The organism is Cohnella massiliensis, assembly GCF_900169535.1.
GTDB lineage: Bacteria > Bacillota > Bacilli > Paenibacillales > Paenibacillaceae > Cohnella > Cohnella algarum.
Genome location: NZ_LT821259.1, coordinates 2,883,295 through 2,898,446, shown reverse-complemented (window position 1 = coordinate 2,898,446; position 15,152 = coordinate 2,883,295). Strand labels below are relative to the sequence as shown.

Sequence of the window (15,152 nt, the reverse complement as noted above, 5' to 3'; positions counted from 1 at the left end):
CGATGAAGCGGCTGCCGATAACCCGGTTCGGGTGGCTGAGCATAGGCCTTTATGTTTCTTCTTTTCTTTTTCTCATGTTTCAAGGCGGCAAAACGTCGCTCATGCTGTTCGTCATGTTGAACGGACTCGCCGCTTATTTGCTGCTCGGACGGTTCAGCGGCATCGGCAACGTCAAGGGAACGAGAAGGCTCGACGATCGGCACGCGGGGGCGACGCTGTTCGCGGCGGGCAACCGCATGCGCGTCAAGCTGGATATCGAAATTCCCGGCTTTTGGCCGCTTCCGTACGTGATCGTCAAGGAACGGCTCGCGAGGGTGAACGGCAGCGAGAGCCAGGAGTACGAGCTCTCTTTCGTTCCGGACTACAAGCGCAAAGGGACGATTTTGTACGAAACGGCTCCGCTGCGCAGAGGCCGTTACCGCTATCAATCCACCTTGTGCTCGACGAAAGACATTTTCGGGCTGTTCGAGCATAAGGGCTCGTTCGATAACCCGCTCGAAATCAAGGTCGCGCCGCGAACGATCGCGCTGCGGGAATGGCGCATGATGCGCCGCTCCAAAACGGGCGTTTCCCAGCAGCGGGTAGCTTCGCTGTGGGCGCGCGAAACGACGCAAATCGACGGCGTCCGGGAATATATCCACGGGGACCGGATGTCCCGCGTCCACTGGAACGCCACGGCCCGGACGGGCCAATGGAAATCCAAGGAATTCGAGCGCGAAGCGCTGCCGCGTTTCGTTATCGTCCTCGATGCTCTCTCCGCCTCTTATCGGACCGCCGACAGCTTCGAGCTGGCCGTTTCCTCCGCCGCTTCGCTGCTCGATTTCGCGCTGCGCAAAGGAATGCCGGTCGGCTTTGCCACCGTCGGCGAATCGAGAAGGTGGTTCGGCGTCGAGCGCCATCCGGTCAACCGCGAAACGATCATGGAGCATCTGATCGATTTGGAGCCGGAAGGCAGCGGATCGCTCGGCGATGCGGTGTTCGAAGCGCTGGACCGGTTCGAAGCCGGCGCTCATTTCGTCGTCATCAGTTCCGGCACTGACGAGCCGCTCGCTCGCGCCCTGGAGGCGTTGAGCGCGAGGCGGCAGTCTCCGAGCCACGTGCTCGTCGGCGAGCGGAACCCGAGCGCGGACGAGCAGAAGCGATTGCACCGCTGGCAGCAATTGTTCCGCACGAACGGGTGGGAACTGATTTCCCTTTCCCGACTGGAGGATTTGCCTAACGCATTGGAGGTGGGAACCGCGTGAGTACCGTTTTGGCTAGCGCCAACCGGCGCACGGAACCGCTCTTCTGGCACCGCCTGCTGCTGGATCGGCTGCACCGCTTGTTCGCGATCGTGATCGTGCTGCAGCTCGTCCAATGTTTCGGCGAATATTGGTGGGACGAAACGTTCGGCGTCGTGTATGCCGCCTGCGCGGCATACGCCGTTACCGAACTGCTGATTCCGCGAGCGTTCGCGGCGCGGCTCGCCATCCAGATCGTCGCGTCCTGCGCGGCCGTCGTCTGGCTTACCGATTTCGTCTGGTACGGCTGGCCCGATTCCTGGCGAAGCTGGGACGCCATCCGGATGTTTCTGGAGTGGCACGGCAAGCAATTTCACCCGTATGTCGAGCTTGCCGCCGGTTCCCTGCTCGTCGCCCATTTCATGGCTTACGTCGGCTCGAACAAGACGAGGGCGATCGTGTTCATTCTGACTTCCGTCGCCGCGCTGTCCGTCGTCGATTCCTTCATGCCGCTCGAGCTGTGGCGGAACATCGCGTGGACGGTGCTTGCCGGGCTCGGCTGGCTGTTCGTTCTGCACCTTCGCACGCTGCGCGAGCGGCATTCCGACAGCTGGAACGCGCTTGCCGAGAGACCGCTGACGCTGCTCGTTCCCGCGATCGTCGTCATCGGCATGCTGGTCGCCATCGGCATGGCGATGCCGCGGGCGCCGGCGCTGCTTGAGGACCCGTATACGATCTGGCTGCAAGCCCAGAACAAGGAAGTGCCGAGCTTCTCCGGCGAAGGCGGACTGCTGAGCCGCTCGTCCTCCTCGTCCCAAAGCGCGCTTTCCTCCACGTCCGGCTACGGCCGCGACGATACCGAGATCGGCGGCGGCTTCCGGTTCGATTATTCGCCGGTCATGGAAGTGGCGACCAGCCGGCGGTCCTACTGGCGCGGAGAAACGAAGGCCGTCTATTCGGGCAAAGGCTGGAGCGACCGCAACGGTCTCGAAACGGTTCCTGCCGCGGCGGGAATGAGCGACTTGCCCATGGATCCGGAAATTCCGGAAGGGGTCGAAACGCGCCAGGTGACGCAAACCGTGACGATGCTCCGGGAGGAGCGGATGCCGGTGCTGTTCGCGGCCGGCCCCGCCAGCTCGGTCGGCGCGGTCGATGCTTCCGGCAACGCCAGATTGAACTGGGATCCGGAGGAGTGGGAGCTCAAGTTTCAACGCCCCGCTAGAGTGGAGTCGTACACGGTCGTTTCCGAGGTGCCCGTTTTGGACGTTGCGGTCTTGAGCGCGCTGCCGGCCATTCCCGAAGACGGCCGGACGTCCATCGACGTCGATCCTTACTTGCAGCTGCCCGAATCGCTGCCTTCGCGGGTGCGCGACCTCGCGGCGGAAGCGACGAGCGGCGCGACCGGCGATTACGACCGGTTGAAGAAGCTGGAGCAATATTTGCGCACGGCTTATCCTTATACGAACGAACCGGACATAAGCAAGCAGCGGAGCGAAGACATCGTCGACGCGTTCCTGTTCGAAATCCAGGAAGGGTATTGCGATTATTTCTCGACGGCGTTCGTCGTCATGGCGCGGTCGCTCGGACTGCCGGCTCGCTGGGTGAAAGGCTACACGTCCGGGTTCGATCCGAGCATGGAGGAGCAGATGCGGCTGGGCGGCTATCAGCCGGATCCGGACGGAGCGGGAACGTACACGGTTCGCAACGCGGACGCGCATTCCTGGGCCGAAGTGTACTTCGAAGGCTACGGATGGGTTTCGTTCGAGCCGACGGCGGGCTTCAGCATGCCGGTCGCGGAAGTCGAACCGACGGCGGAACTGCCCGAAGCGACGACGGAACCGGTAACGGAAACGGCAACCGAACAACCGGCCGAGCAAGCAAGCGGCCGTTCGCTGGCGCTTCCGATCGCGGCTTCGGCCGTTGCCGTCGTCCTTCTGCTCGCGGCCGCGTGGGCCTGGTTCCGCCGCCGGGCGCTCATGGATGCCTGGAGGCAGTTCCGCAACCGCGGCACGACGCCGAACCAGCGGATCGTACGCGAAACGGAGAGACTGATTCGCTTCCTTAAAAGAAAAGGCTTCAAGCACGATCCGCACGAAACGCTGCGCGAGACCGTCTCCGGTTGGAGCGGGCGGCTGCAGACGCTTGGGCCGGATTTCGAGCATGTGCTCCAGCAATTCGAGCATGCCCGCTACGCGGGAGGAACCGGGGACGAGGAGACGTACCGCCGGTTCATCGCGGCCGCGGACAAAATCCGCAAATCGTTATAAGGAGGGAGAGTTCCGGCCCGGGATTTGCGCTTTCGACGAATCGTCGCCATTCGTCGGATCGCTTCCCGCGCGGGCGCTCTTCCTTTTTTGCAAGGCGGGGCGGCGTGTGGTATATTTTGTTCATCATTGTTTAGGAGACAGGGGATTAGGGTGAATGTTTCAACGCTTGCTGCCCGATCAGATCGTGGGCACCGTTTACGATATCGATTTGACCGCTCTGCATGCCCGGGGAATCCGGGGCATCATTACCGATCTGGACAATACGCTCGTCAGCGCCAAGACGCCGCTCGCGACGCCGGAATTGGCCGAATGGCTGGAGAAGGTGAAGCTTGCGGGTTTTCGCGTTGTCGTGCTTTCGAACAATAATCTGACCCGGGTGTCCGCTTTCGCCCAGCCTCTCGGCATTCCGTACGTGCCGGCGGCCCGCAAGCCCGCCCAGGCCGCATTCCGCAAAGCGCTGGACATGCTGGGACTTGCCCCCGAACAAGCGGTCGTCGTCGGAGATCAGATGATGACAGACGTGCTCGGAGGCCGCCGGATGGGGCTCCATACGATACTCGTGACCCCGATCGCGCCGGGAGAAGAAGGGTTCGGCACGCGGATCAACCGGCTGATCGAGAAAATTGCCCTGTCCCGTTTGACGAAACAAGGACTATGGCCGAAAAAGGAGGAACGCTAAGCTTGACGGAAACGGTACGAGAACGACTCAACTGCGCCGGCTGCGGCATCGCGCTGCAATTCGACCGGCCGGACGCGCCCGGATACGTGCCGGAAGCCGCGAGAGACCGCGAGCCGGTCATCTGCCAGCGCTGCTTCCGCATCAAAAACTATAACGACGCCTCGAGCGTGGCGATCGATCAGGACGATTTTTTGCGGTTTTTGGGCGGCATCGCCGCGACGAGCAGCCTGGTCGTCCATATCGTCGACCTGTTCGACTTCGAGGGCAGCGTCATTTCCGGGCTGCAGCGTTTCGTGGGCAACAACCCGGTGCTGCTCGTCGTCAACAAAATCGACCTGCTGCCGCGGGTGACGAACTTGAACCGGCTTCGCAACTGGGTGCAAAAGCAGGCGAGCGCCAACGGCCTGAAGGTGGCGGACGTCGTGCTGTGCAGCGCTCGCCGCAATACCGGATTCGACCGCGTTGTCGAGCGGATCGCGGAGCTGAGGGGCGATCGGGACGTCTATGTCGTCGGAGCGACGAACGTCGGGAAAAGCACGCTGATTAACCGCTTGATCTCGGACTACAGCGATTTGAAGCGGGAAGTGACCGTTTCCAGGTATCCCGGCACGACGCTCGACGCGATCCGGATTCCGCTCGACGACGGAAAGTCGATTATCGATACGCCGGGAATCGTATACCGGTCGCGGCTTTCGGAGCTGGTCCCCCGTGAAACGCTGCCGGCGGTCATGCCGGACAAACCGCTGAAGCCGCTGACTTACCAGCTGAATAGCCGGCAGACGATTTTTTTCGGCGGGCTTGCGCGCTTCGATTTCGTGGAAGGGGAAAGGCAGTCGTTCACTTTGTATGTTTCTTCCGCTTTGCCCGTTCACCGGACGAAAATGGAGAAGGCAGACGAATTGTACGAGGTTCATCGCGGCGACATGCTGTCGCCGCCCTCGCGCGAGCAGCTCGACAGCCTGCCGGCCTGGACGAGACACTCGCTGCGAATTCCGAAAAACGCGTCGCTCGATATTTTCGTTTCGGGATTGGGCTGGATTCAGGCCAACGGGAAAAGCGGCGCGCAAGTGGATATCTACGCGCCCAAAGGGGTCAAGGTGCTGCTTCGGGATTCGATGCTGTAACCGGCGGTGTAAAGAGAGATAGAGGAGATACGAAAGGTTATGGACAGTCATACGGTTTTGTACGGCGTGATCGGGGACCCGATCCGCCATTCGCGTTCCCCGGTCATGCTGAATCGCGCTTTCGAAGAAGCGGGAATTAACGGCGCGTACGGCGCGTTCCACGTCGAGCCGCAGCGGCTGGGCGAAGCGATCGCGGGCATTCGCGCCCTCGGCTTCCGGGGACTGAACGTGACCATTCCCCACAAGGTCGAAGTGATGGCGCACCTGGACGCCATCGACGAGAGCGCCCGGGCGATCGGGGCGGTCAATACGATCGTCAACGACAACGGCAAGCTGACCGGCTACAATACGGACGGGGTCGGCTATGTCCGCTCGTTGAAGGAGGAAGTCGAGCCGGAGCTGGCCGGCAAGCGGATCGTCGTCGTCGGCTGCGGCGGCGCGGCGCGCGGCATCGTCTGGGCGCTGACGCGGGAAATGCCGTCCGGAATCGTGCTGGCGAACCGGACGGAAGCCCGCGCCCGGGAGCTGGCCGCCTCGTTCGGACCGGAGGCGGGCGTGACGACCGTGCCGTGGGAGGCGCTGCGCGAGGCGTGCGCGGAAGCGGACGTCGTCGTCAACACGACGTCCGTCGGCATGGCGCCGCATACGGAAGCGACGCCGATCGACCCGGGCTGGCTCGCGCCCGGCGCCGTCGCGAGCGATCTGATTTACAATCCGCTCACGACCGCCTTTTTGCGGGGAGCCGCCGAACGGGGCTGCCGCATTCACGGCGGGCTGGGCATGTTCGTCTACCAGGGCGCATACGCTTACGAATATTGGACGGGCCGACCGGCGCCGGTTGCGGCCATGCGGGAAGCCGTGCTGGCCTCCTTCGCGGACGAAGCGGCCCGAAGCGCCAAGTAACGCGTAACGGCGCGCATACGAGTACGATACGACCGAACCGACCAAACGAACGAAAGCGGGTTTGAATTTATGCTTACTGGCAAGCAGAAACGTTATTTGCGCTCCGAGGCGCATCATCTCCAGCCGATTTTTCAGGTCGGCAAAGGCGGCGTCAACGATCATTTGATCCGCCATATCGAAGAAGCGCTCGAAGCGAGGGAATTGATCAAAGTCAACATTTTGAACAATAACGACGACGACCGCCACGAGGTGGCCGACGAGCTCGCGGAGCGCTCCGGCGCGGAGCTCGTGCAGGTGATCGGGAAAACGATCGTCCTGTACAAAGAATCGAAAGACAACAAGCAAATCGAACTTCCTTAAGCAGAAAAGAGTCGATCGGCGATGAAGCGAACGGGGTTGATGGGAGGTACCTTCGATCCGATTCATATCGGCCATTTGCTGGCCGCCGAGGCCGCCCGGGAGGCGGCGAGCCTCGACGAGGTGTGGTTCGTGCCCTCCTCCGTGCCTCCGCACAAGCCGCAGCCGGGAGCAAGCGGCGAGCACCGCAGGGCGATGGTGGAGCGCGCGATCGGGGGCCACCCGGCCTTTCGGATCGAGGATATGGAGCTTGCGCGCGGGGGCGTGTCCTATACGTTCGATACGGTCGCCGCGCTGCAGAAGGAACATCCGGACCGAAGCTTCTGCTGGATCGTCGGGACGGATATGATGAACGACTTGCCGAACTGGCACCGGATCGAGGAGCTGGCGGAGAGGATCTCGTTCGTTTGCCTCGGACGGCAAGGCGAGGAAAGCGAGGAGCGCAATCTGCCGGAGTACTTGCGCAAGCGGCTCATTCCGGCGTCCATGCCTCCGATCGGCATATCCTCGACGGAAATCCGCCGCCGCGTCAAAGCCGGGCGGACGATCCGCTACCAGGTGCCGGAGGCGGTGCGGGAATATTTGGAAAGGTGGCGCTTATATGAATCGTGAAGCGTTGATGGAAGCGACCCGGAGCCAAATGCCGGAACGCAGATGGCGGCACGTGCTGGGAGTCGTGTCCGCGGCGGAGGAGCTCGCCGCCAGATTCGGCGGGAACCCCGAGCAGGTATGGCTGGCCGCGCTGCTGCACGATTATTGCAAAGCTTGGCCCGCCGACCGCATGGAAAGCATCATTCGCGAGCAAAACCTTCCTCCGGAGCTGCTCGATTTCGACAAGGAGCTATGGCACGCGCATGTCGGCGCCTGGGCCGTCCGCGAGGAGCTCGGCATCGAGGACGAGGAAGTGCTGGACGCGATCCGCTACCATACGTCCGGCCGCGAGGGCATGACGCTCCTCGACAAGCTCGTGTGCCTGGCCGATTATATGGAGCCGGGAAGGGATTTTCCAGGAGTGAATAAGATTCGCGAACTCGCTCAACATAGCTTGGAAGAAGCGCTCGTGGCGGGCTTCGATTCCACGATCTCGTTCCTCCTCGAAAAGGGCAAAACCGTTTTTCCCTTGACGGTGCTCGCGCGCAACGATTTAATACGAACGATACGGAATCAAACGAAAATTTCTTAAAATCGGAGGGTGATCGATTGGTTACGGCGGATCAATTGCTTCAAACGGTAGTGGCGGCGGCCGAAGAGAAAAAAGCTCACGAGGTGCTGGCGCTCAATTTGCGCGGCATATCCCTCGTGTCGGACTTTTTCGTCATTTGCCACGGCAACTCGGATACGCAGGTTCAGGCGATTTCGACCGAAATTCGCAAGCAGGCCGAACAATTGGGCTGTACGGTGCGAATGGAAGGCTTGGATACGGCGCGGTGGGTTTTGATCGACATGGGCGACGTCGTCGCCCACGTGTTCCATCGCGACGAACGGGAGTACTATCAGCTGGAGCGGCTTTGGTCGGATGCGAAAGCCGTGACGTTCGCATGACGCTCGCCGCGGGAACGATCGCTAGACTGCGCGTGCATCGCGAAGTGTCCCCGTACGGCTGGTACGTCGGCGAGGCCGACCCGGCAAGCCCGCAAGTGCTGCTGCCGTACGGCGAAGCGGCGGATTCGCGTCCTGCGACGGGCGACGAAGTCGAGGCGTTTCTGTTTCACGACGACAAGGGGCGGATGACGGCCACGCTGCGGAAGCCGCTGCTTACGCTCGGGGCGATGGGCCGGCTTGCGGTAGCCGACTTCCACCCGCGGCTCGGCTGGTTTTTGGAAATCGGCATCGGCCGGCAATTGCTGCTCCCGCTTAAAGAGCTTCCTCCGACGAAAGAATGGTGGCCTAAAGAAGGGGACGAGCTTCATGTCGTCATGAAGCACGACAAGGAAGGCCGGATGCTGGCGCGGCTCGCCAAAATCGAAGACTACGAGGCGAAAGCGTTCCGGGCTCCGAATTCGTGGCATCACGAGCAGAAAACCGCCTGGGTAACGGACGTGTTCCGCGACGGCGTGTTCGTTCTGGTGGACGGCGGCTTGATCGGCTTCGGCGCGCTGGGGTACATCCCTAACGGTTCGGCGCCGAGGCAGCTGCGCATCGGAGAAAAGGTGGAGGCGCGCGTCGCGAAAGTCCGGGACGACGGAAGGGTGACGTTGTCGCTCAGACCCTCCAAGGAGAAGGGGAGGGTCGAGGATGCGGACCGCATCCTCGCTTTTTTGAAGGAACGGCCGGGCGGAGCGATGCCTTATTCGGACGCGACGGAAGCGGATATTATCCAGCGCAAATTCGGCCTCAGCAAAAGCGCGTTCAAACGGGCGCTCGGCAAGCTCATGAAAGACGGGCTGATTAAGCAGGAGGGCAATTGGACGAAGCTGGCCGCGGAACAAAACGAAACCGGCAGCGGCAAAACGCCGGCAAACGACTGAAACGGGGAAACACGATATGCGTTCATACCGTCAATTCGCTTCGGTTTACGACCGATTGATGGAAGAAATGCCGTACGCCGAATGGATGAATTTTGCCAGGCGCTGCTGGGAGAAGTACGGAATGCCCGCCACGGTCGCCGATCTCGGCTGCGGGACCGGCAACATCGCGATACCGCTCGCCAAAGCGGGCTTTACCGTTTTCGGCATCGATCTTTCGGCGGATATGCTGGCGGTCGGCCGCAGCAAATGGGATTCGGCGTCCGGCGGGGATCTGATTCGCTCGCGCGAACCGGGATCGATTCGCTGGCTGCAGCAGGACATGTGCGACTGGGAGCTGCCGGAGCCGGTGGACGCGGTCATCTCCTTTTGCGACAGCCTGAATTATTTGACGGAAAAACCGGATATCGTCTCGGTTTTTCGCCGAACGTTCGCAGGCCTGGCGCCGGGCGGACTGTTTCTGTTCGACGTTCACGCTCCCCGGCAGCTTGCCCGATATGCCGAAGAGCAGCCGTTCGTGCTGGACGAGCGGGATGTCGCCTACATCTGGACGTGCGAATACGATCCGGCGCGGCAGGAAATCGAGCACGACCTGACGTTTTTCGTGCGCGAGGACGAGCAAAGCGGAGGTCAGGCGGCATACCGGCGTTTCGAGGAGTCTCACGTGCAGCGCGCGTACGAGCCGGAGTGGCTCAAGGACGAGCTCGCCGCGGCCGGGTTCGAGCTGCTTCATCTGGTCGCCGACTTTCAGTGGAGCGAGCCGAACGCGGAGTCGGAAAGGCTGTTTTTCGTCGCCCGCAAACCGAAATAAAAAGAAAATCCCCCCGGCGGATTCGGAAGGGCGAGAAGCCTTATTCCGTTCCCCGGGGGGATTTTTACGTGCGGCTTTCTGCCAGGCTTTCCGTTACTTGATCGGCGATGCTGTTTTTGCGAATTTCCACGCTGCGGACGCGATGGCTTTCTCTTTCGCGCACGATGAAAATGATTTCGTTCCAGATCACCTGGCCCTCGGAATCGTCTTCCGGAAGCTGGTTGTACAGCCAGCCGCCGATCGAATCGACCTCGTCGTTCTGAATGTCGGTGCCGAGCAGCTCGTTAATGTCCGACAGCAGCACTTTTCCGTCCACGATATAATGGTCTTCTCCGATTTTTTCGATCGGCTTCTTTTCGTCCGCGTCGAATTCGTCCCGGATTTCGCCGACGATTTCTTCCAATATATCCTCGATCGTGATCAGTCCCGACGTTCCGCCGTATTCGTCCAGCAAAATCGCCATATGCACTTGCTCTTGCTGCATTCTTTTGAGCAGGCTGTTGACGGGCATCACTTCGGGAACGGCCAGGATCGGCCGAATCAGGGACCGGATGTCGGTCGACGAAGGATCGGTCACGTATTCGATGAACAGCTTTTTCGTATTGATGAACCCGATGACGTTGTCTTTGCTTTCGCTGACGACCGGATAACGGGTGTATTGTTCGGTGCGGATGATGCTCATGTTTTCTTCCAGCGATTTGTTCGTGTACAAGCAGACCATATCGGTGCGGGGCACCATGATTTCGCGGGCGAGCAGCTCGTCGAAGGCGAAAATGTTTTCGACGTAGCCGTACTCCGTCTTGTTGATATTGCCGCTTTCGTAGCTGTCGGACAAAATGATGCGGATTTCTTCTTCCGTGTGCGCTTCTTCATGCTCGCTTGCCGGTCTCATGCCCATCAGGCGAACGAGGAAGTTGGCCGATCCGTTCAGGACCCAAATAAACGGGTAGGCGGCTTTATGGAACCAGATGATGGGTCTTGCGACCAAAAACGAGATTTTCTCCGCGATGTTGATCGCTACCGATTTCGGAGCGAGCTCGCCAAGCACGACGTGAAGGTAGGTCATGGCGGCAAAAGCGATCAGATACGAAAACAGGCTGCTGATTTCGGGGGTCAAGCCCCACTCGTCGAACCACGGGTGCAATATCTTTTCCACGGTCGGTTCGCCCAAGGCGCCGATGCCGAGCGCGGTAATCGTAATGCCCAACTGACACGCGGACAAGTAGCCGTCCAGATTGGTCGTGACTTTTTTAACCGCAAGCGCGCCCTTGCGTCCTTCTTGAACGAGTTGGTCGACCCGGCTGGGACGAATCTTGATGATGGCAAACTCGGTAGCGACGAAAAAGGCGGTAAGGAAAATCAATACGGCAACCAAAACTAGATTGACGACCAATTCACTGCTCAGCTCCTGTTCGAATTTTTAGGAAAAGTTCTTATGAACTTATGATAAGATTTCGTGCTTTGATTCTCAAATGGCGTTTTGGGCGGTATCGGACGGTATTCGCCGATTTTGGTTCATAATGGACCATGAATTGGATGGGGGACGATCTTTTTTTGCTTTGACATTCAAATGCCGTCATTTTAAGATGAGTTCATAAGAACTTGTGAAAAGAAGGTGGCCGAAAGATGGAAACCTTTACGCTGACCCGCCGGGAAATGGCGCTGTTTCTTATGGCGCTATCGGGCACTTGCCCCAAATCCCCGCTCGTCGTGCTGCAGGATGCCTGGATACGCGCGCACCGGGAGGACATGGAACAGGGAAAATCGTTTTCCGTCCTGCTGTCCACGCTGCTGCCCCAAGCGTTCGAAAAGCTCGTCAAGGGCCAGAAGCTGACGGGGTTTTCCCTTCACGATATTGTTTCCTTGGGCAATTTGATCGAATACACGAACTTTTCCATTACCTCGATGCAAAATTGGGTGAAACGGGATTTCAAGGCTTATTTGGGAACGCCGAAGGCCGGCAAGAAATACTCTCTCGACCAAATGGTCATGCTGTTCATTATCGAGGATCTCAAATCGTCGCTCGATTTCGAATCGATCCGCAAGCTGTTCGAAATTTTGTTCGGCCGGTCGGAAACCCCCGCGCGGCCGATGATCGACCCGCTCAAGCTGTATCAGTCGTATTCCGCGTTGTTCGAGGAACTGGACGAAAACAACGACCAGCTGCTGGATGTGCCGATTCATGACGGCAGCCTGCGCAATCACGACGCGTTCATCGAACAGCGGATCATGCAGAAGACGGAGAACTTCGTGAAGTCGCTGGAGCAATTGAAGACCGAGGAACGCGAAACGGTCCGCAACGTGCTGATCATCGCGCTGATCTCCGTGCAGACCGCTTTTTTCCATTCGTTGTCCCGCCGGTATTGGAACGCCACGCTGTTTTTGCGGCATTTGCAGACGATGTAGGGCGAAGGCGCTTGACAGGATTCGCCTCAGTTGGCTATAATCATGGCATACTTTTGTGGCTGCGAAGAGGAACAGTAGCTTTATTCGCGTTATCCAGAGAGCCGGCGGCAGGTGCAAGCCGGTTGACGCAAACGGCGAACTCGCCTCGGAGCCTTCGCGCGTAATCCGATCGGAACAATCGTTGCGGCCGGCAAGCGCGGCGTTTCCTCCCCGTTACCGGAGGCAAAGTGGACGGATGCCCAAGCAGGGCGACGTCAACTAGGGTGGTACCACGGGAATCCGACTCTCGTCCCTAGCGTTTTTCGCTGGGGCGGGAGTTTTTTGCTTTGTACGGGACGGCGTTCGGGCCGCGGCGCGGGCAGCCTTCGGCGACCGCGATTCCGCGCGATCGGACGGCTCCCGGGAACATTTTTTCCACAGGACAGAGAGGGGCTATGGCGCCATGACGCAGGACCAGCAGCACACCGGCTATCGGCCGCAGCACATCGAACCCAAATGGCAGCGCTATTGGGACGAAAACAAGACGTTCCGCACGACCGAGGACAAGGACAAACCGAAATTTTACGCCCTCGACATGTTCCCGTATCCGTCCGGAGCGGGGCTTCACGTCGGTCATCCGGAAGGCTACACGGCAACCGATATCGTCAGCCGCTACAAGCGGATGAGAGGCTACAACGTCCTTCATCCGATGGGCTGGGACGCTTTCGGCCTGCCCGCCGAGCAGTACGCGTTGCAGACGGGACGCCATCCGCGCGACATTACGGTGGAGAACATCGACAACTTCCGCCGGCAAATCAAGTCCCTCGGCTTCTCGTACGATTGGGACCGCGAGTTCAGCACGACCGATCCCGATTATTACAAATGGACGCAGTGGATCTTCATCCAGCTTTACAAGAAGGGGCTTGCCTACGTCGCCGAAGTTCCGGTCAACTGGTGCCCGGCGCTCGGCACGGTCCTTGCGAACGAGGAGGTCATCAACGGCCTCAGCGAACGCGGCAATCACCCGGTCATCCGCAAGCCGATGCGCCAATGGATGCTGAAAATTACCGAATACGCCGAACGTTTGCTGGAAGATCTCGAGGAGCTGGACTGGTCCGAGAGCATCAAGGACATGCAGCGCAACTGGATCGGCAAGTCGACCGGCGCGGAAGTGACGTTCGCGGTCGAAGGCTTTGCGGACTTGGCGCTGACCGTGTTTACGACGCGTCCGGATACGCTGTTCGGGGCGACGTATTGCGTGCTTGCCCCGGAGCACGAGTTCGTCGGGACAATCACGACGGAGGCGCAGCGAGGCGCGGTCGAAGCTTATATCGAGCAGGCTTCGCGGAAGAGCGATTTGGAGCGTACCGACCTGGCGAAGGACAAGACGGGCGTATTCACGGGCGCATACGCGGTCAACCCCGCGAACGGGGCGAAGCTTCCGATCTGGATCGCCGATTACGTCCTGGGAGGGTACGGCACCGGAGCGATCATGGCGGTGCCGGGCCACGACGAGCGGGACTGGGAGTTCGCGAAGAAGTTCGGCCTCGACATCGTCGAAGTCGTCAGCGGCGGCAATGTGGCGGAAGCCGCGTACAGCGGGGACGGCGAGCATGTCAACTCCGGCTTTTTGAACGGATTGTCCACCCCGGACGCGATCGCCAAGATGATTTCCTGGCTGGAAGAAAACGGGCACGGCCGGGGCAAGGTCACGTACCGGCTGCGCGATTGGCTGTTCAGCCGCCAGCGCTACTGGGGCGAGCCGATTCCGATTTTGCATTACGAGGATGGGACGATGGAGCCGGTGCCGGAAGAGGAGCTGCCTTTGCTGCTTCCGGACGTGGAGTCGATCACGCCGTCGGGAACGGGCGAGTCGCCGCTCGCCAACGTGACGGAGTGGGTCGAGGTGACCGACGCGAAAGGCCGCAAGGCCCGGCGCGAGACGAACACGATGCCGCAATGGGCGGGCAGCTGCTGGTACTACCTGCGGTTCATCGATCCGCATAACGACAAGGAAATTTGCGCTCCCGACAAGCAGAAGGAGTGGCTGCCGGTCGATCTGTACATCGGCGGGGCCGAGCATGCGGTGCTTCACTTGCTGTACGCCCGCTTCTGGCACAAGGTGCTGTACGACCTCGGCGTCGTGTCGACGAAGGAGCCGTTCCACAAGCTGGTGAACCAGGGGATGATTCTCGGCACGAACAACGAGAAGATGTCCAAATCCCGCGGCAACGTTATCAATCCCGACGACATCGTCAAGGAATACGGAGCCGACACGCTCCGCATGTACGAAATGTTCATGGGACCGCTCGAAGCGACGAAGCCTTGGAACACGAACGGCGTCGAAGGCATGTTCCGGTTCCTTGGCCGCGTTTGGCGTTTGTTCGTCGAGGACAACGGCCAACTGAGCGCGAAAATTCAGGACGTACCGGGAGACGAGGCCTTCCGCCGCATCTGGCACAAGACGGTCAAGAAGCTGACCGAGGATTTCGAAGCTTTGCGTTTCAACACGGGGATCAGCCAATTGATGATCTTCGTCAACGAAGCGTACAAAACCGAAACGCTGCCGAAGCAGGCGATGGAGCATTTCGTCCAAATGCTGTCGCCGCTCGCGCCGCACATCGCCGAAGAGCTGTGGCAGAAGCTCGGTCACGACGAATCGATTGCGTACGCGCCGTGGCCGGAATACGATCCGGCGCTTACGGTCGACGCGGAAATCGAAATCGTGGTGCAGGTGAACGGGAAGATCGCCGATCGCGTCTCCATTCCGTCCGATCTGGACGAAGCGGGCATGCAGGAGCTGGCGTTCGGCCTGGATAAGGTGAAAGAGCTGACAGACGGCAAAACGGTCCGCAAAGTGATCGCGGTCAAAGGCAAGCTTGTCAATATCGTAGCGAACTGACGAAGAAGGGGCGGCACCTCTCGATTGAAGAGGGCCGCC

At 60.1% G+C, this 15,152-nt stretch carries 14 protein-coding genes and 1 other annotated feature; of the genes, 13 read left to right on the top strand and 1 reads right to left on the bottom strand.

Features of this window, described 5'->3' with window-relative positions; genetic code table 11:
- Positions 1–2 precede the first annotated feature (2 nt).
- The 11 genes from B7E11_RS27300 to B7E11_RS27250 all read left to right on the top strand — a co-directional run bounded on the left by B7E11_RS27300 (position 3) and on the right by B7E11_RS27250 (position 9,826).
- Entirely contained in the window at positions 3–1,244 is a 1,242-nt protein-coding gene (locus B7E11_RS27300; protein ID WP_080840589.1) for a DUF58 domain-containing protein, read from the top strand.
- Complete coding sequence (locus B7E11_RS27295) at positions 1,241–3,487, top strand: transglutaminase TgpA family protein (protein WP_080840588.1); 2,247 nt, start codon at positions 1,241–1,243, stop codon at positions 3,485–3,487. Before B7E11_RS27300 ends, B7E11_RS27295 begins: the two co-directional genes overlap by 4 nt.
- Before the next feature lie 154 nt (positions 3,488–3,641).
- Positions 3,642–4,166, top strand: a complete 525-nt coding sequence (locus B7E11_RS27290) for a YqeG family HAD IIIA-type phosphatase (RefSeq protein ID WP_080840587.1) — start codon at positions 3,642–3,644, stop codon at positions 4,164–4,166.
- A complete protein-coding gene (yqeH, locus tag B7E11_RS27285; RefSeq protein ID WP_080840586.1) occupies positions 4,142–5,290 on the top strand; it encodes a ribosome biogenesis GTPase YqeH in 1,149 nt (382 codons plus the stop codon). Before B7E11_RS27290 ends, yqeH begins: the two co-directional genes overlap by 25 nt.
- A 39-nt stretch (positions 5,291–5,329) precedes the next feature.
- Positions 5,330–6,193, top strand: a complete 864-nt coding sequence (locus B7E11_RS27280) for a shikimate dehydrogenase (RefSeq protein WP_080840585.1) — start codon at positions 5,330–5,332, stop codon at positions 6,191–6,193.
- A gap of 69 nt (positions 6,194–6,262) precedes the next feature.
- A complete protein-coding gene (gene yhbY / locus B7E11_RS27275) occupies positions 6,263–6,553 on the top strand; it encodes a ribosome assembly RNA-binding protein YhbY (protein ID WP_080840584.1) in 291 nt (96 codons plus the stop codon).
- Between the two features lie 21 nt (positions 6,554–6,574).
- Positions 6,575–7,162, top strand: a complete 588-nt coding sequence (gene nadD, locus B7E11_RS27270; protein ID WP_080840583.1) for a nicotinate-nucleotide adenylyltransferase — start codon at positions 6,575–6,577, stop codon at positions 7,160–7,162.
- Entirely contained in the window at positions 7,152–7,733 is a 582-nt protein-coding gene (gene yqeK / locus B7E11_RS27265) for a bis(5'-nucleosyl)-tetraphosphatase (symmetrical) YqeK (RefSeq protein WP_080840582.1), read from the top strand. Before nadD ends, yqeK begins: the two co-directional genes overlap by 11 nt.
- A gap of 17 nt (positions 7,734–7,750) precedes the next feature.
- Positions 7,751–8,092 (top strand): ribosome silencing factor, encoded by a 342-nt coding sequence (rsfS, locus tag B7E11_RS27260; RefSeq protein WP_080840581.1) that lies wholly within the window; start codon positions 7,751–7,753, stop codon positions 8,090–8,092.
- Positions 8,089–9,018, top strand: a complete 930-nt coding sequence (locus B7E11_RS27255) for a S1-like domain-containing RNA-binding protein (RefSeq protein WP_080840580.1) — start codon at positions 8,089–8,091, stop codon at positions 9,016–9,018. The genes rsfS and B7E11_RS27255 overlap by 4 nt, the downstream gene beginning before the upstream one ends.
- 16 nt (positions 9,019–9,034) lie before the next feature.
- Positions 9,035–9,826: a class I SAM-dependent DNA methyltransferase gene (locus tag B7E11_RS27250; protein ID WP_080840579.1), complete on the top strand. Its 792-nt coding sequence runs from the start codon at positions 9,035–9,037 to the stop codon at positions 9,824–9,826.
- A 64-nt stretch (positions 9,827–9,890) separates the two neighbouring features.
- Here B7E11_RS27250 and B7E11_RS27245 read toward each other — a convergent pair whose 3' ends face one another.
- A complete protein-coding gene (locus B7E11_RS27245) occupies positions 9,891–11,219 on the bottom strand; it encodes a hemolysin family protein (protein WP_080840578.1) in 1,329 nt (442 codons plus the stop codon).
- A gap of 233 nt (positions 11,220–11,452) precedes the next feature.
- Here B7E11_RS27245 and B7E11_RS27240 point away from each other — a divergent pair, with 233 nt between their 5' ends.
- Both B7E11_RS27240 and leuS read left to right on the top strand, forming a co-directional pair.
- Positions 11,453–12,232, top strand: a complete 780-nt coding sequence (locus B7E11_RS27240) for a DUF1836 domain-containing protein (protein WP_080840577.1) — start codon at positions 11,453–11,455, stop codon at positions 12,230–12,232.
- Positions 12,233–12,284: 52 nt separating this feature from the next.
- Positions 12,285–12,529 (top strand) — a binding site (T-box leader).
- Positions 12,530–12,674: 145 nt separating this feature from the next.
- Positions 12,675–15,113: a leucine--tRNA ligase gene (gene leuS / locus B7E11_RS27235; RefSeq protein ID WP_080840576.1), complete on the top strand. Its 2,439-nt coding sequence runs from the start codon at positions 12,675–12,677 to the stop codon at positions 15,111–15,113.
- Positions 15,114–15,152 lie beyond the last annotated feature (39 nt).